The organism is Paenibacillus pseudetheri (genome assembly GCF_924513355.1).
In the GTDB taxonomy this organism is placed as follows: domain Bacteria; phylum Bacillota; class Bacilli; order Paenibacillales; family Paenibacillaceae; genus Paenibacillus_AQ; species Paenibacillus_AQ pseudetheri.
Map to the genome: position 1 here is coordinate 1 of NZ_CAKMAB010000036.1, position 16,506 is coordinate 16,506.

17 protein-coding genes and 1 rRNA gene are annotated in these 16,506 nt (G+C 45.5%); all 18 read right to left on the minus strand.

From position 1 onward, the window contains the following. Positions 1–76: ribosomal RNA gene (locus L1028_RS23800) — 16S ribosomal RNA — on the minus strand; the annotation flags it as partial. Positions 77–483: 407 nt separating this feature from the next. After that, positions 484–2,004, minus strand: coding sequence for a lysine--tRNA ligase (gene lysS / locus L1028_RS23805; RefSeq protein WP_179085871.1), 1,521 nt, complete (start codon positions 2,002–2,004; stop codon positions 484–486). Positions 2,005–2,160: 156 nt separating this feature from the next. Further along, on the minus strand, positions 2,161–2,640 hold the full coding sequence (gene greA / locus L1028_RS23810; protein ID WP_042183910.1) for a transcription elongation factor GreA: 480 nt from the start codon (positions 2,638–2,640) through the stop codon (positions 2,161–2,163). 200 nt (positions 2,641–2,840) lie between these two features. Further along, positions 2,841–3,857, minus strand: a complete 1,017-nt coding sequence (dusB, locus tag L1028_RS23815; protein WP_234540380.1) for a tRNA dihydrouridine synthase DusB — start codon at positions 3,855–3,857, stop codon at positions 2,841–2,843. Between the two features lie 40 nt (positions 3,858–3,897). Continuing rightward, the gene (locus L1028_RS23820; RefSeq protein ID WP_234540301.1) at positions 3,898–4,092 is read right to left on the minus strand and encodes a helix-turn-helix domain-containing protein; all 195 of its coding nucleotides are present in this window, start codon (positions 4,090–4,092) and stop codon (positions 3,898–3,900) included. Next, positions 4,059–4,610 carry a 2-amino-4-hydroxy-6-hydroxymethyldihydropteridine diphosphokinase gene (gene folK, locus L1028_RS23825; RefSeq protein ID WP_234540305.1) on the minus strand — a complete coding sequence of 184 codons (552 nt, stop codon included), beginning with the start codon at positions 4,608–4,610 and terminating at the stop codon, positions 4,059–4,061. Before folK ends, L1028_RS23820 begins: the two co-directional genes overlap by 34 nt. An 11-nt stretch (positions 4,611–4,621) precedes the next feature. After that, the gene (gene folB / locus L1028_RS23830; protein WP_042183904.1) at positions 4,622–4,984 is read right to left on the minus strand and encodes a dihydroneopterin aldolase; all 363 of its coding nucleotides are present in this window, start codon (positions 4,982–4,984) and stop codon (positions 4,622–4,624) included. 30 nt (positions 4,985–5,014) lie between these two features. Further along, positions 5,015–5,872 carry a dihydropteroate synthase gene (gene folP, locus L1028_RS23835; protein WP_234540306.1) on the minus strand — a complete coding sequence of 286 codons (858 nt, stop codon included), beginning with the start codon at positions 5,870–5,872 and terminating at the stop codon, positions 5,015–5,017. Continuing rightward, complete coding sequence (locus L1028_RS23840) at positions 5,869–6,750, minus strand: aminotransferase class IV (RefSeq protein WP_234540308.1); 882 nt, start codon at positions 6,748–6,750, stop codon at positions 5,869–5,871. The genes folP and L1028_RS23840 overlap by 4 nt, the downstream gene beginning before the upstream one ends. After that, positions 6,747–7,328, minus strand: a complete 582-nt coding sequence (gene pabA / locus L1028_RS23845; protein ID WP_234540310.1) for an aminodeoxychorismate/anthranilate synthase component II — start codon at positions 7,326–7,328, stop codon at positions 6,747–6,749. The genes L1028_RS23840 and pabA overlap by 4 nt, the downstream gene beginning before the upstream one ends. Further along, positions 7,325–8,932: an anthranilate synthase component I family protein gene (locus L1028_RS23850; protein WP_423803081.1), complete on the minus strand. Its 1,608-nt coding sequence runs from the start codon at positions 8,930–8,932 to the stop codon at positions 7,325–7,327. The genes pabA and L1028_RS23850 overlap by 4 nt, the downstream gene beginning before the upstream one ends. Before the next feature lie 355 nt (positions 8,933–9,287). Beyond that, entirely contained in the window at positions 9,288–10,226 is a 939-nt protein-coding gene (cysK, locus tag L1028_RS23855; RefSeq protein WP_042123166.1) for a cysteine synthase A, read from the minus strand. A gap of 171 nt (positions 10,227–10,397) precedes the next feature. Continuing rightward, entirely contained in the window at positions 10,398–11,342 is a 945-nt protein-coding gene (locus tag L1028_RS23860; RefSeq protein WP_234540312.1) for a peptidylprolyl isomerase, read from the minus strand. A gap of 8 nt (positions 11,343–11,350) precedes the next feature. After that, entirely contained in the window at positions 11,351–12,235 is an 885-nt protein-coding gene (hslO, locus tag L1028_RS23865; RefSeq protein ID WP_234540314.1) for an Hsp33 family molecular chaperone HslO, read from the minus strand. A gap of 47 nt (positions 12,236–12,282) precedes the next feature. After that, complete coding sequence (locus L1028_RS23870; protein ID WP_234540316.1) at positions 12,283–13,050, minus strand: type III pantothenate kinase; 768 nt, start codon at positions 13,048–13,050, stop codon at positions 12,283–12,285. Beyond that, positions 13,047–13,922, minus strand: coding sequence for a carboxylating nicotinate-nucleotide diphosphorylase (nadC, locus tag L1028_RS23875; RefSeq protein ID WP_234540318.1), 876 nt, complete (start codon positions 13,920–13,922; stop codon positions 13,047–13,049). The genes L1028_RS23870 and nadC overlap by 4 nt, the downstream gene beginning before the upstream one ends. Beyond that, positions 13,912–15,528: an L-aspartate oxidase gene (gene nadB, locus L1028_RS23880; RefSeq protein ID WP_234540320.1), complete on the minus strand. Its 1,617-nt coding sequence runs from the start codon at positions 15,526–15,528 to the stop codon at positions 13,912–13,914. Before nadB ends, nadC begins: the two co-directional genes overlap by 11 nt. 39 nt (positions 15,529–15,567) lie before the next feature. After that, positions 15,568–16,506: a quinolinate synthase NadA gene (gene nadA / locus L1028_RS23885; protein WP_042183878.1), complete on the minus strand. Its 939-nt coding sequence runs from the start codon at positions 16,504–16,506 to the stop codon at positions 15,568–15,570.

A 16,506-nucleotide genomic window follows, 5' to 3' on the forward strand; every position in this document is an offset into this window, starting at 1 on the left:
AGTAACTCCGCTCGACTTGCATGTATTAGGCACGCCGCCAGCGTTCGTCCTGAGCCAGGATCAAACTCTCCAATTAGTATTGAAAAGAGCGATATGCTCATTTTGAAACATCTGACGAGAATTTTCATTCTCTAATTTTGGATTTCACTTTCGTGATTTCCTACTCACTCGTTGTTCAGTTTTCAAAGATCAAGTTCTCGTTGGCGCCGTTTAATGTCTCAGCAGCAACTCTTATACTATATCATGTCCAGCTATTTAATGTCAAGCTCTTTTTTTAACTTCTTTTTCGAGCTCGGCATGAGTATTTCTTGGCCGGACTTAGAATATATCATGTATATAGTTTCATTGCAACACTTTTTTTCAAATAAATTAGTATTAAGCTATATATCCTCAAAACGATACTAGAACCTTTACCTTCTGATCAACAGTAGCCAAGGAGAACCGCCGCTAGACAGCTCCCCTGTGCTCAATGTTGTATAAATACTATTCGTTTGTACGGTTACGCATATGCGGGAACAGCAGTACATCACGAATAGATGCAGAATTGGTAAGCAACATGATCAAACGGTCTACACCGATTCCCAGTCCACCTGTAGGAGGCATACCATATTCCAAAGCACGGATGAAGTCATCGTCCATTTCATGAGCTTCGTCATTACCTTGCTCTTTCTCCTGGATTTGCGCTTCAAAGCGTTGACGCTGGTCGATCGGATCATTCAATTCACTAAATGCATTCGCATGCTCACGACCCACAATAAACAATTCAAAACGATCAGTGAAGCGTGGATCCTCATCGTTTTTCTTAGCGAGTGGTGAGATTTCAACCGGATGTCCCATTACAAAGGTAGGCTGAATCAGTGTTTCCTCTACAAATTGCTCAAAGAAAGCATTAAGGATATGACCGAAAGACATATGCTTCTCTACAGGTACACGATGCTCTTTAGCCAGAGCCTGTGCTTCCTCATCTGTCATATGAACACTGAAATCAACACCGGTTACTTCTTTAACGGCATCAACCATAGTTACACGACGCCATCCTGGTGACAGATCTACCGGCTTACCTTGATAGTCGACCTGTTGAGTTCCTAATACCTCTTGGGCAATATGAGCGATCATATTCTCCGTAAGGTTCATGATGTCCTTGTAATCAGCATAAGCTTCATACAGCTCAATCATAGTAAACTCAGGATTGTGACGAGTCGAAATTCCTTCGTTACGGTAGACACGACCGATTTCGTATACTTTTTCCAGTCCACCAACAATAAGACGTTTCAAATGAAGCTCAATAGCAATACGCATATAAAGCTGCATTTCAAGCGTGTTGTGGTAAGTGATGAACGGACGCGCAGCAGCTCCACCGGCAATCGCATGAAGTGTAGGTGTTTCAACTTCAAGATAGCCAAGTGAATCCAAATAGCGTCTCATTGATTGAATGATTCTTGAACGAGCAATAAATGTCTGTTGAACTTCTGGATTAATAATCAAATCAACATAGCGCTGACGGTAACGCAGCTCTACATCTTTAAGGCCATGATATTTCTCAGGAAGTGGCAACAAGGACTTGGACAAGACTTCGAGATTATGCACTTTGATGGAGGTCTCGCCTGTTTTGGTTTTGAATACTGTTCCGCGAACGCCGATGATATCTCCTAGATCGAGAACATTGAACGCTGCGTATTGCGTTTCAGGAATGCTGTCTTGACGAACATAAAGCTGAATTCTTCCACTGAGGTCTTGGATATGCGCAAAACTGGCTTTACCCATAACACGTTTTGCCATAATGCGACCCGCTATGCTGACTTCAACAGATAGCTCGTCCAATTCTTCTTTAGAAAGTCCATCATACTTCGATACTAGGTCGCCAGCGTTAGCTGTACGCTCATACTTTTTGCCGAAAGGATCGATACCAAGTCCTCTTAGCTCGTCCAATTTGGCACGGCGGATTTGCAAAAGCTCACTAAGTTCGTTCTCTGCATTCTCCACATTATTCATTTCCTCGGTCATGCTATTCATCCCCTTGCAGATATAAATCCCTTATATTTTGAAAAAAAGCTTCCCTAAGGAAGCTTTCCCAAACAATGTTCCCTTATCTGCCTGCATACAACAGAACTACTTATACATTCGGCAGCACATCTATTTACAGACTATAAAATCTGTACACTACTTCATTCTGATATCGAGAATTTTATATTGAATAACGCCTGCAGGTGTATTAACGTCAACAATCGTGCCTATTTTCTTGCCGATGATGGCTTTGCCTACTGGACTTTCGTTGGAGATCTTATTATTCAGTGGATCGGACTCTGCTGTGCCTACGATCGTGTATTCCATAGTGTCACCATATTCCAAATCCTCAACACTTACAGTAACACCGATACTTACCACATCAGTAACGATCTCATCGCTATTAATGATGCGCGCATTGCGAAGCATCTTCTCCAAGGTGATAACGCGTCCTTCGATAAAAGCCTGCTCATTCTTCGCGTCTTCATACTCCGAGTTCTCACTGATATCTCCGTAGCCAATCGCTACCTTAATCCGTTCAGCAACCTCGCGGCGTTTCACAGATTTGAGGAACTCCAGCTCATCTTCCAGACGCTTTAGCCCGTCCGGCGTAAGGATGACTTCTTTATCGCTCATCTCAACCGATTCTCCTGTCGTATACATTTATTGAAAACACCATACTATATGCTAATCTAGGAGGATAAGAACCCTCCCTGCTGCATTGCTCTTACTGTAACGGCGATTTTATACTGTGAAATTATATTGGAACCGCTACAAAATGTCAATGACACCACATATAAAGTGGGATTGTTCAAAAAGCGTTAGGAAAATAACGTTTATACTACGGAGGCCGACATTTCATTACCCTTATTCTCTTCTTCATGCTGTAGTTGAACGACAAAATCATTCAAAATCTTCACCATTCCATCACGTTCTGTCTCTAACATGAGCACATCCTTCACTCGTGCAGCAGACTTCAGGCCTTTTAAATACCAAGCCATATGCTTACGCATCTCCCGAACGGCTACGGCTTCTCCCTTTAGGGCAACCAGCCGATCCATATGAAGAATGGCAACCTTAATTTTCTCTTCTAACCCTGGCTCAGGCATCAGCTCCCCGGTGTTTAAATACTGAATCGTACGATACAGCATCCATGGGTTACCCAGCGCACCACGCCCGATCATCACTCCATCACAGCCGGTCTGATCAAGCATAGCCCGGGCATCTTCAGGTGTATTGACATCACCATTGCCGATAACCGGAATGGAGACCGCTTCTTTTGCCATCTTGATATAATTCCAATCCGCACGCCCCGTGTAGAGTTGCTCCCGTGTTCGTCCATGCACACTGACAGCCTTGCCACCGGCACGTTCTACTGCACGCGCATTATCCTCGACAAAAATATGCTCACTATCCCAGCCAATCCGCATCTTTACAGTTACGGGTTTATCAACAACATCGACAACCGCAGATACCATTTCATAGATTTTGTCGGGATTCAAAAGCCAGCGGGCTCCCGCATCACATTTTGTTACTTTAGGCACCGGGCATCCCATATTGATATCGATAATATCAGCATTGGTTTCTTTATCAACTACCTTTGCCGCTTGCACCAGTGACTGTCTATCTCCACCAAAAATCTGCAAACTAAGTGGTTTTTCCCGTTCATCCACGAACAACATTTCGCGAGTACGCGTATTTCCGTGAATAATAGCCTTGTCGCTCACCATTTCCGCACAGACTAAACCTGTACCAAACTCTTTAGCGATTAGACGAAAGGCCGGATTGCACACCCCAGCCATAGGTGCCAGAACAACTTGATTTTTCATCTTAATGTCGCCAATCTTCAGCATTCGTATCACTTCCATTATCCCTATTTGAATTCATTAAAGATTATGAGTCAGGGTTTACCAATTCTTCGGTTGTAACCCCTAGGACATTCGCAATTTTATCTAAAATTTGATCTTCCAAACGTCTATTACCCCTCTCGACTGCGCCAAGCACAGCCAAGGAAATTCCAGTCAGATCCGCGAGTTCCTGTTGAGTATAGCCTTTTAGCTTGCGGAATGCCCTGACCCTCCGTCCCATACGCTTGTTGTCCACAACCGAATTCCTTCCTTCCCGTCTATGTCTTGAAGCGCTGCTGTAATCAACTTGCGAAGTCCGGAAGACTGTTCATTCTGTGGAACGATATCACTGAGCGGAAGCATTACAAATGCACGCTCAAACATACGCGGATGCGGTAACGTTAAATGCGGAGTATCAAGTATCTGGCCCTCTACCCACAATAAATCTAGATCTACCGTTCTCGGTCCATAGCGAATATCCCGGATACGACCCAGCTGCGTTTCGATCCCCAGCATTACTTCCAGCAAGGTCTCTGGCGCAAGCGTCGTGCGCAAAGCTGCTGCCATATTAAGAAACTGCGGCTGATCTAAATAACCTACTGGCTCTGTCTCGTAGACTTTAGAGCAGCGAACTACCGATATTTCATCATGATTATTCAGTCTGTTCAAAGCCTCTGACAGCGTGCCCTCACGGTCACCCAAATTAGCCCCTAAAGCAATATAAGCCTCTGATTCTTCAGAGGTGGAATGTATATTCATGGACTTTGTTCTCACTTTCTAGTTCTGCGCAGCTCCACAGTCACTCCCTGAAAATGAATGTCGAATGGCGGATGCGGTTTAGTTACCTTTACCGTTACTGCATTGATAACAGTATAAGTGTCCAGTACGGAGGATGCAATATATTCTGCCAGAGCTTCAATTAACTTAAAGGACTTTATTTCGACAATGTTTTTGACCAGTTCATGCACCTCAGCATAGTTTACGGTTTGGTTCAAATCATCGTTCTGGCCCGCTCCCTGTAGATCGAGTTCTAGCTCCAAATCAATGTAAAAACGTTGACCCAGCTTACGCTCCTCTTCAAACACACCGTGATATCCATAATATTCCATTCTATGCAGTGTCATTTTATCCATCTTTAAACCCGCCCTTTTTATAAAATATCTTTATTCACGCACCAATGGAGGTGCAGCATACAACATCGCATCACACATCTTGACCGTTCGTTTTATTAGGGACACATCATGCACTCGTACGATCTGGCAGCCCTGAGCAATACCAAAGGCTACTGTAGCTGCAGTACCTTCCACAACATCATCAGCGGGCAAATCAAGTACGGTCCGGATGAATTTTTTGCGTGAAGTCGCCAGTAACAGTGGATAGCCAAACTCAGTCAACCCGTCCAAAAGCATCATCGCCTGCAAATTTTCATTAAAATCCTTCGCAAAGCCGATCCCTGGATCCAAGATGATATTGGCTGGCTTCACTCCTGCGGCTAAAGCAAGATCAATACTTTCCTTAAGGTCTGCCGACATATCCGCACTTAAATTCGTATAATCACGATCCTGGCGGTTATGCATCAAAATAATGGGACAGTCTGCTGCAGCTGCCACTGCCGCCATTTCCCGATCAGCCTTACAGCCCCATATATCATTAATGATATGAGCACCAGCAGCAATAGCTTGGCGTGCCACTTCAGCTTTGTAGGTATCTATAGATAACGGAATATGCGGTGCCGCTCGATGAATACTCTCGATGACAGGCAATACACGAGCTAATTCCTCTTCAAGCCCCACTGGTTTATGCCCAGGACGGGTAGATTCTCCACCAATATCTATAATATCAGCACCGTCTGCGGCCATTTGTAGCGCATGTTCTACTGCTTTGTCCGGCTCATCCCAAAGTCCTCCATCTGAAAAAGAATCCGGGGTTACATTCAGGATGCCCATAATCAGCGTTCGTTTTCCCAATTCCAAATCAGTATTTCCACAGCGGTATGTCCGCTTGAATATAGCTGGTCTCATTTCGATATTCCCGTCCTTTCTCTATAGAATGAAATCAAATCCGAAGTCATTCTGCCGCAAAGCCCATCGCCTACGGTAAATCTTTTATCTTTTTTCCAAAGCGTTGTGACCGGGACAATTTCTTGTACGGAATTGGTAAGAAATACTTCATCGGCTATTTTCAACTGCTCCCAATGATATGCGCCCTCTTCTACCCTAATTCCAGCACTACGAGCCAGCTCCATTACCATTTCCCGGGTAATTCCCGGTAGAATCCCAGTTGAGATATCTGGAGTGTGGAGAATATTGTTTTTTATAAAAAAGATGTTGCTGACAATACCCTCTGCTATGACCTCTTGTGCAGTCAACATCAGTCCCTCAGCACCATTCGCCGCAGAGGCATAACCTCTAAGCTCACGCTTAGCCAATATATTATTCATATAATGCAGAGACTTGAATCGCACTGCTCCCTCCGGAGTGTTACGCCGTAAGGACAACAGTTGCAGGTCTTTACCTTCGCTATATATCTTTTCGGATACTTTCGGCAGCGCTTTGATGTACAGCAAATGATTGGGTTCGCAATAATCGCCCGCAGGTAATCCGAGAATATCCTCACCAGCGGTCACGGTATAGCGTATATAAGCTTCTTTTAATTCATTTTTGTCCATAACACGCTGGATCCACTCCTGCAGCTGTTCAACATCCTGCGCAAATGGAATACCAAGCTCCTTGCACCCCTCTGCCATACGCTTCAAATGACGCTCCAGCAGAAAAGGCACTCCCCCATACGTCCGAAAGGTCTCGAACAATCCTATGCCGTATAAAAAACCGTGATCCAGGGCGGAAACCACGGCTTGTCTTGCATCAATGACACCATTGTTAAATCCTATATATTTCATGCCGTTTCTCCGGCTCTCCGTTTCAAGAAATTACGCAGCATCGTATGACCATGATCCGTAATAATCGATTCCGGATGGAATTGCACACCTTCGATAGGGTATTCTTTATGGCGCAGTGCCATAATCTCCCCTTCTTCGGTCTCCGCTGTAATCTCCAGACAATCCGGCAGACTCGCGCGCTCTACAATCAAAGAATGATATCTTGTTGCTGTAAAAGGAGACTCCAGACCTTCAAAAACCGACGTGCCCTTATGATGAATCGGGGATGTCTTTCCATGCATCAAACGCTCTGCACGAATAACATTCCCACCAAATGCTTGGCCTATCGCCTGATGCCCAAGGCATACGCCGAAGATCGGAATAATACCTTTGAAATGATGTAACAATTCCAAACTGATCCCCGCTTCATTAGGTGTACATGGTCCTGGAGAAATTAAAATATGATCGGGAGCCATTCTTTCAATCTCTTCAATGGTAATTTCATCGTTGCGGTGTACTTTAACCTCTTCCCCAAGTTCACCCAAATACTGTACGAGGTTATACGTAAAGGAATCATAATTATCGATGACCAAGATCACAGTGTTTCTCCCCCTTCGGCGCCGCTGGTAGTTTGGGATTCCTGCTGTAACTCACTACAGAGTACTGCCTTCACTACCGCTTTGGCTTTATTGTGGCATTCACGGTATTCACGGTATGGATCAGAGTCGATCACGATGCCCGCACCTGTCTGAATATATCCGACCCCATCCTTTACAGCCAGTGTTCTAATAATAATATTTAATTCCATATTTCCGTTATAGTCAATAAAGCCCATCGATCCTGTATACGGCCCACGCCGGACCGGCTCCAGCTCTTCAATGATTTCCATTGTCCTTACTTTGGGCGCGCCTGTAATCGTTCCCCCTGGGAACAATGCTGCAATTACAGCATAAGCATCCTTATCCGGTGCCACCTGGCCCTCTACCTGCGAAACGAGATGCATCACATGAGAGTAGCGCTCCACCGTCATCAGCTCAGGCACGCTGACGGAACCATATGCAGCGACACGCCCGATGTCGTTGCGCTCCAGATCGACAAGCATAATATGCTCGGCGATCTCTTTTTCGCTCCCGCGAAGCTCTGCCTCCATGGCGGCATCCTCCGCGGGAGTCAGGCCTCGGCGCCGGGTGCCGGCGATTGGCCGTGCGCTCACTTTGTCCCCGTGCAGCTTGACGAGCAGCTCCGGTGAAGCGCTGGATAGCGCGAAGCCGGGCGACCGCAAGAGCCCCATGTACGGGGACGGATTGAGCTTGCGTAGCCATTCGTAAACATCCTCCGGCGAGGACTTCAGCTGCGCCTCCTGGCGCAGCGAGAGGTTCACTTGAAATACATCGCCTTGGCGGATGTATTCCTGAACGTCCAGCACGGCCTGCTGGAACTTCTCAGGCGAGAAGGCCGAGGTCATACCCGGCCACTCTCCTGATGAATCTGTGAAGGTCTCAATGCTACCTTTGACCTCTTCGTTCAATCCCGAAGCAGTGGATACCAACTGCCACTGCTCTACCATTCGCCCAGCCTGTTCTATAGCACCGAGATAAAGGTTCTGCAAATCCTCCATCCCACATTCTGCTGGAACCGGGACGTGAACAGCACAATAAAGCACATGCTCTTCGTGATCATAAATCCATACCTCATCCATCCTCATAAAGAGATAATCAGGAAAACCGGGATCATCTTGTGCAAGAGACGGTAAACGCTCCAATGAGCGAACCACATCGTACCCTAGAAATCCAATACACCCGCCGGTAAATGGAGGAATGCCCTGAACGTTTAGACTTGGCGAGGTGAAGCCTGACATCCATTGCTGCAGCAGCTCTAGCGGCTGACCTAGCAGCGTTGTAGTCTCATGTGAACCCTCATCGGCTGTATGACCCAATGATTCAGGAGAAAGGCTAAACACCTCGGCGCTTTCTCCCTTGCCCTTTAATATTGATACAGGATTTAAACCTAAGTACGTATAGCGGCCACCCTTGCCACTCTCCAACACAACGGAGTATTCGGAAGCTAGTTCCCAGGCCTCCTCCCAAGATGCGGGCAATTCCCCCGAGCACTTGGGTGATTTTATAATCAAGGGGAACATGGTCCAGTCTTCAGCTGCCCATTGTTCCCACTCATGCCATGTCGTTATGATTTCCAAAGCCATCCTCCTAAAAAGTTTTATGAAGCAAATACTTCTCTGAACTTACATCGCAATAAAACTTGCTTCGTGAGCATTCGCTTAGTTTTATCTAGCAATTACTTATTATTAATCATCAGTAGTATATTGCCTGTCAGTATACTGTACTTAAGGCATTATTGAAAAGCCCCCAGCTATAGGAAATTAATATGGCTTTTGAGTCTTCGGTAAAAACCTTAGCATTTTTCAAAAATATTAAATTAACACGTCTAGGTCGTCATATATCCACAGAACGTTTTGCCCATATAATCAACGAAAAGAGTCTCCATCACCACCAGAAAAGTGGTATGAAGACTCTTATAAATTACGTTATTGCAAACAATTACGCTTCGAAATTGTAAAGTGGTGTGCTCAGGTAACGTTCACCATTACTTGGGATGATGACAACTACCTTCTTGCCAGGACCGAGGTCTTTAGCAACCTTAAGTGCTGCAAATACTGCTGCACCGGAAGAAATCCCAGACAAGACGCCTTCTTCTTTAGCTACACGGCGTGCAGTTTCGAATGCTTCATCGTTCTCAACATGGATGATCTCATCATAAATATCCTGGTTCAGGATTTCAGGAATGAAGTTTGCTCCGATACCCTGAATTTTGTGAGGGCCTGGTTTGCCTCCTGCCAAGATTGGAGAAGCAGCAGGTTCCACAGCATAGATCTTCACATCAGGATATTTGCTCTTCAGCACTTCACCTGCACCCGTGATTGTTCCACCTGTTCCGATACCTGCAATAAAAGCATCCAGTGGGCCACCGATGGACTCAATAGCTTCAACGATTTCAGGTCCAGTGGTCTCACGGTGGATCTTCACGTTCGCTTTATTCTTGAATTGCTCCGATGGGAAATAGCTTGGGTTCTCTTTCAGAATTTCTTCCGCTTTCTTAACCGCACCATTCATGCCTTCCGATCCTGGAGTCAGAACTAATTCTGCTCCGTATGCACGAAGTAGATTACGGCGTTCCAAGCTCATGGTTTCCGGCATTACAATAACTGCCTTATAACCTTTAGCCGCAGCTACAAGTGCCAAGCCAATACCAGTGTTACCACTAGTTGCTTCTACAATTGTACCTCCAGGCTTCAGTAGACCTTCACGTTCAGCTTCTTCAACGATGCTGATTGCGATACGGTCTTTTACGCTTGATCCCGGATTCTGATATTCCAATTTCAAATAAATATCTGCGGAGCCTTCCTGTGCCAGACGATTCAAACGAACGAGTGGAGTACCTCCGATCAATTCTGTTACGTTGTTAACGACTTTAGCCATGAGCAAAAACCTCCTTAGAATGATAAATGCGATATAAGAACGTAAATTGTGACTTTACTCTTCTGTATGTGGGTCCCTATGCAATAAAAACTGCTAATAAAGGGGTGTAGATATTGGATCACCGTAGTTATTTCCGACTAAAACGGTAGGTTTTACGTTAATATCATATTATCAATCTTGCAAGCTGTTGTCAATATTTATTGCCACATCATATTTCGTGCGTAAATCACTCTCTACTTGCTGTAAAGGGGGGGCTTGCTCCAACGCCAGCTCTTGACGTATCAGTGCCCGAATTTCCTTTTGGTCCGGAATATTTTGTGTGTGAATACTCTCTAGTCGAATGATAGCGAAGTCGTTCTCCGCCTGAATCGGCCCCGCTATATCACCCTCATCCAAACTAGCAGCAGTCTTAAGCAGTCCCTCAGGCCAAAAAGGATCGTCTTCCTCTACTTTGCCCAAGCGGCCTCCTTGCTGCCGACTCTCTGCATCAATGGACACTTCCTTAGCTAAATCAGCAAAATCCTCGCCCTGCTCCAAGCGATCCATTACTTGCTCGCCTTCACCATAAGATGAAACCTTAATTATGGAGAGTTCCAATTCCCTTTTGGGAGTGAAGCGCTCAGCGTTTTGGTCTAAATAAGTATCGATATCTGCTTCCTTAATCGTAATACCATCAGTGGCTATTGCTTGTAAGGTCAGACGATAAGCCGTTTCTGCGAACACTTCCTGACGAGATAGGCCCAGCTGAGACTGCATTTGTGCATAATACTGTTCTTCCGATCCGTATCCAACCATAGTTCGTGCAAGTTCTCGCTCAACCTCATCGCCGGTCACGGTAATCCCCAGCGCCTTTGCTTCCATCTCCACAACAATATGATTGATCATTCCAACCAGCACTTCGTGGCCATGCTTTTTTTTGAGCTCATCCATCCACTGCTTATCTGTTATCGGTTGCCCGCCTGCAGTCGCTGCATCCGGTGTTTCGTTTTCTGTTGTATCCCCTTTTAGAAGAGCCATGGCGCGTAAGCTCCAGAACAATAGACCCCCGAGCATTAAAGTTGCAACAGCCAGAATAACAACCGTATTGCGAAGTGCACGTTCCTGTCTCGTCATCATCCCATGCCCTACGATTTCGCTTGTTCTAAAATGACCTGTAATTCGTCCTTATTAAAAACATAAACCTCGTTGCAAAAATGACATACAACTTCAGCCTGCTCATCTTCTGCAATTAATCTCTCCAGTTCGTCTTGCCCTAAGCTAACCAATGTCTGCTCTACCCGCTCACGCGAACATTGACAAGCAAAGTTAATATCCAGTTCATCCATAACTACCGCATCCGGCAAAAGAAAACGCAGCATTTCTTCTGGCTCTAGACCCTGATCAAGAAGTGTTGTCACGGAAGGCATAGCCCCTAAGGCTTTTTCGATCTCCGTAATATCCGCATCCGTCAGTCCTGGAAGAAGCTGCACGATAAACCCTCCGGCTACAATCACTGACTCATCGGTATCCACTAATACACCTAAGCCAACTGCAGCTGGGGTTTGTTCAGAAACAGCGAAATAATAAGTGAAATCTTCCGCAAGTTCTCCGGAGATGATAGGAATACTACCCCGATAAGGTTCCTTCAAGCCTAAATCCTTTATAATATCAATGAACCCTTCAGTTCCTACCGCTCCAGCCACATCCAATTTGCCCATACTATTGCTAGGTAAGTGAATGTGAGGATGGTGTACATAACCGCACACTTCTCCCAACGCATTGGACTCCGCAACGATTTGTCCGATCGGTCCATCCCCTTTGACCATGATACATAGCTTCTCTCTTCCTTTGAGCATAGCGCCCATCATGGCTGCAGCGGTAACTGTACGTCCAAGTGCGGCTGTAGCCGTTGGATACGTATCATGTCTGCGCCGCAATTCCTCGACCAATTCTGTTGTGCGGACAGCAAACGCTCTCACTTTACCATTCATAGCCGTTCCACGGATAAGTCGATCCTTCTTTTTTTCCATTGGGTGCATGGCCCTCCTATCTCTTCGCCCTTTAGGCTTCTTTATCTTTATTGGTTACGGTCATAAATAATTCGTAATCCTTCTAGTGTTAACATAGGATTTACTTCGTCGATACAATCCGTCTCCCCCGCAATTAACGAAGCGAGGCCTCCAGTAGAAATAACCTTCAGTTCCGGAGCGTTCATCTCGATTTTGATACGCTTAACAATCCCCTCCACTTGGCCTGCATACCCAAAAATAATACCAGCCTGCATAGCGTGAACCGTATTCCGTCCGATAACCTTTTTAGGCTTCTCCAACTCAATTCGAGGCAGTTTCGATGCTCGCTGGTATAAGGCTTCTGTAGAAATGCCAAGACCCGGGACAATCGCTCCTCCGAGATAATTAGCCCCTGCATCGATACAGTCGAAGGTCGTAGCCGTACCAAAATCAACAACAACAAGCGGACATTTATATTGTTCAATCGCAGCCACAGCATTAACAATCCGGTCTGCGCCAATCTCACGCGGATTCTCATAGCGAAGATTAAGCCCCGTTTTTATCCCTGGTCCTACGAGTAACGGATCTTTGCCTATATACTTTATACACATATCCACGATAGTCTTAACCAGAGGTGGAACTACCGAGGATATAATTACACCTTCCACATCTTTGACAGAGATCCCTGACATCTGAAAAAGATTGTGTATCAGCACTCCATATTCATCCACGGTGGATTGGCGCGCAGTACTTAGCCGAAAATGATGCAACAATTCGCGCTTTCTGTATACACCGAGAACAATATTGGTATTACCGATATCTACAGCAAGCATCATGATGAGGACCCTTCCTTCTTGGCATTAAGGTCTAGACTAATATCCAGACTGGAGAAGGAGTACGTAAGGCGTCCTACAGAAATCACATCCACACCTGTTTCTGCGATCCCACGAACCGTTTCTAACGAAACATTGCCGGAGGCCTCTGTCTTGACATGTGGAGCTTTAGCTTTAATCCTAGCCACCGCTTGCTTCATCATCTCGTTAGACATATTATCAAGCATAATAATATCAGCACCTGCTGCCAGCGCCTCTTCGACTTGCTCTAAGTTCTCAGTCTCTACTTCAATGCTCATCGTATGTGGAATGTTCTTCCGCGCACGACCTACTGCCTGCCTAATACCACCTGCACCTTTGATATGATTGTCCTTGATCATAACCGCATCATATAGGCCAAAGCGATGATTAAAGCCTCCACCAACACGAACCGCATATTTTTCCAGCATACGATGTCCTGGTGTAGTCTTCCGTGTATCTACTAGACGAGTCGGTAATCCATCGAGCACCTGTACGAAAGAAGCCGTACGTGATGCAACACCCGAAAGACGCTGCATCAGGTTGAGTGCAAGCCGTTCACCTGTAAGAATTGCGTGTGTGCTTCCCTCCACCTCAATAATTACAGTCCCTTTTGTCACTGCTTGACCTTCTTCTACAAGGGCTGTAAAGCTAAGCGTAGGATCAACAATTTCAAAAACCAGCTCTGCAATCGGGATACCACAAATTACGCCATCTTCTTTAGCATGGATAATCCCTTTAGATTCATGGCCAACAGGTATCGTCATCTGTGTTGTTACATCCCCGGAACCAACATCTTCCCGCAGCCAAGCCTTGATGGATTGTACTAGTTCTTCATTGTAACCATTAAACATCATCGCTTAATTCCTCCACTATTCCCAGATCGCGAATTTGAAGCAGGTGCTTGCGCCACTGATCATCACTTCGCTGCGGGTAATCCTCACGGTAATGTGCCCCGCGACTCTCTTCCCGTGCTAGAGCAGACTCTGTCACGAGCAAACAGCAGGTCAGCATATTAGCGAACTCGTATTCCTCGCGTTTAGTCAATACGGATCCAAAGATGGGTAGCTGCCGTTTCAATTCTTCTATTCCCTTAGACAAGGTCTCTTCATTACGTCGTAATCCAGCATATCGAACCATTACCTTTTGTAGCTTCAAACGGCGTTCCACAATAGCTTGAGTTGGCGAATCAACACGCCCTTCGTTGCTACTAACTGATAAAACATCCCGTCCAAGCGGGGATAATTTGCGAATCCGCTCAATAATACGATGCCCAAAAACAACTGCTTCCGATAATGAATTGCTTGCTAATCGATTAGCCCCATGTACGCCTGTGGAAGAAACCTCCCCGCAAGCAAACAAGCGAGGAATCGTACTTTCCCCATTCAGATCGGTCTTAATGCCCCCCATCATATAATGCGCAGCTGGAGCCACTGGAATCCAATCACTTGTAATATCCAGTCCATAGCCCATACATGTCTCATGTATTGTAGGGAAACGATGCTTCACCATTTCTGGGGATTCATGCGTAATATCCAAATAGACAAACGTTGACTTTGTAAGCTCCATTTCACTTACAATAGCCCGAGCTACAATATCTCGTGGGGCTAGCTCAAGTAGTTCATGATACCGCTCCATGAACCGCTCTCCATTAATATTACGCAATACTGCTCCTTCCCCACGGACTGCTTCGGAGATTAGGAATCTAGGAGCTCCAGGATAACTCAATGCTGTAGGATGAAATTGAATAAATTCCATATCTCGTAGATGAGCGCCGGCTCGATAAGCAATGGCTACCCCATCGCCTGTAGCTACTTCAGGGTTGGTAGTGTATCTAAATAATTGTCCTGCTCCACCAGAGCACAAAATAGTCGCATCCCCTTGCAGGAATAACCGTCCACCGCCGGAACGCTGCAACAATGCGCCTACACATTCTCCACCTTCAGTGATGAGATCAATGACATAATGATCATCCCACACCTCAATGTTCTCATGTTCAGCTACCTGTTCAGCCAAGGCACGAACAATCTCATAACCTGTAGCATCTCCATTAGCATGCAAAATACGACGGTGGCTATGCGCTCCTTCCTGCGTCAAAGCCAGTACCCCATTTTCCTTATCAAAAAGAGTGCCTAAACGAATTAGCTCATGAACTCTATCTGGCCCTTCATTAACAAGTGCATCGACAGCCGTGGATGAGCAAAGACCTGCTCCAGCCATTAATGTATCCTGCCGGTGGTAGGCAGGGGAATCGTCCTCAGCTATTACAGCTGCGATCCCCCCCTGTGCATAGCGAGTATTACTCTCCATTACTGATTTCTTTGTGATCATAATGACACGCCGATCTTCACTAGCTTTAATAGCCGTGAACAATCCGGCAATCCCTGAACCGATAACAATACAATCTGTCTTTACTTTAGGAATATCCCGAAGATCAAAATCAACCAAATATTGTGGAATCATGACCGCGTTTCACCTGTTTCAACGAAAGAGTAGCGCATACTACCGGACTTGTAGCATGCGCTCTAGGGAAGTTCTGGCTTTGTCGGCGACAGCAGGCGGTACATAGATTTGTGGCTTCATCGTCTCCAGGCATTTCACCAGTTTTTTTAGATTGTTAACTTTCATATTAGGACAAACAAGAAATTTTGTAGCAAAATGGAATTCTTTATCCGGACTATCTTTACGAAGCTGATATCCTGTACCATCCTCAGTTCCAACGATAAATTGCTTACGGTCCGATTTCCGGCAATACTCGAGAATGGATGTAGTACTACCTACATAATCACCCATGGCCACTACTTCCGGACGACATTCTGGATGAACTACAAATTCTGCTTCTGGGTACTTTGCTCTCATTTCTACTACATCTTTAACAGTCAACATATCGTGAGTGTTGCAATAGCCTTCCCAGATAATCAGTTTTTTGCCGGTCTGATCTTGTACGTATTGACCAAGATTCTTATCGGGTACCCAGATAATTTCTTCAGCATCGAGGGATTCGATTACTTTCACGGCATTGGCAGAGGTACAACAGATATCAGTTTCAGCTTTAATCTCTGCAGACGAGTTGATATAAGTCACCACTTTAGCATTTGGATGTTGCGCTTTAAGCTTACGCAAACCGTCTACATTGACCATATCAGCCATTGGGCAGCCTGCACGTTCATCAGGAATAAGGACTGTTTTGTTTGGAGCCAGAATTTTAGCACTTTCCCCCATAAAATGAACACCGCAGAATACGATAACCTCTGCATCAGTCTCTGCAGCCTTCTGAGCGAGTAAAAAAGAGTCTCCCCGGAAATCGGCAACCTCCTGAATTTCATCACGTTGATAATAATGAGCTAAAATGATTGCGTTTCTTTCCTTCTTAAGCTGTTCAAGACGTATACGAAGTTCTCGATTCTGTTCCTGCTTACGCTCAAGTGCCAGAGCTTCCAC

Coding starts and splice junctions, on each gene's coding strand:
- cysK (WP_042123166.1), bottom strand. CDS start 10,226: ATGGCTAAAGTCGTTAACAACGTAACAGAATTGATCGGAGGTACTCCA.
- folP (WP_234540306.1), bottom strand. CDS start 5,872: ATGAGACCAGCTATATTCAAGCGGACATACCGCTGTGGAAATACTGAT.
- folK (WP_234540305.1), bottom strand. CDS start 4,610: ATGAATATACATTCCACCTCTGAAGAATCAGAGGCTTATATTGCTTTA.
- L1028_RS23850 (WP_423803081.1), bottom strand. CDS start 8,932: ATGGCTTTGGAAATCATAACGACATGGCATGAGTGGGAACAATGGGCA.
- nadC (WP_234540318.1), bottom strand. CDS start 13,922: ATGATGTTTAATGGTTACAATGAAGAACTAGTACAATCCATCAAGGCT.
- nadB (WP_234540320.1), bottom strand. CDS start 15,528: ATGATTCCACAATATTTGGTTGATTTTGATCTTCGGGATATTCCTAAA.
- L1028_RS23870 (WP_234540316.1), bottom strand. CDS start 13,050: ATGATGCTTGCTGTAGATATCGGTAATACCAATATTGTTCTCGGTGTA.
- dusB (WP_234540380.1), bottom strand. CDS start 3,857: ATGCTGAAGATTGGCGACATTAAGATGAAAAATCAAGTTGTTCTGGCA.
- L1028_RS23860 (WP_234540312.1), bottom strand. CDS start 11,342: ATGATGACGAGACAGGAACGTGCACTTCGCAATACGGTTGTTATTCTG.
- greA (WP_042183910.1), bottom strand. CDS start 2,640: ATGAGCGATAAAGAAGTCATCCTTACGCCGGACGGGCTAAAGCGTCTG.
- hslO (WP_234540314.1), bottom strand. CDS start 12,235: ATGGAAAAAAAGAAGGATCGACTTATCCGTGGAACGGCTATGAATGGT.
- folB (WP_042183904.1), bottom strand. CDS start 4,984: ATGGATAAAATGACACTGCATAGAATGGAATATTATGGATATCACGGT.
- L1028_RS23840 (WP_234540308.1), bottom strand. CDS start 6,750: ATGAAATATATAGGATTTAACAATGGTGTCATTGATGCAAGACAAGCC.
- L1028_RS23820 (WP_234540301.1), bottom strand. CDS start 4,092: ATGGGACGGAGGGTCAGGGCATTCCGCAAGCTAAAAGGCTATACTCAA.
- lysS (WP_179085871.1), bottom strand. CDS start 2,004: ATGACCGAGGAAATGAATAATGTGGAGAATGCAGAGAACGAACTTAGT.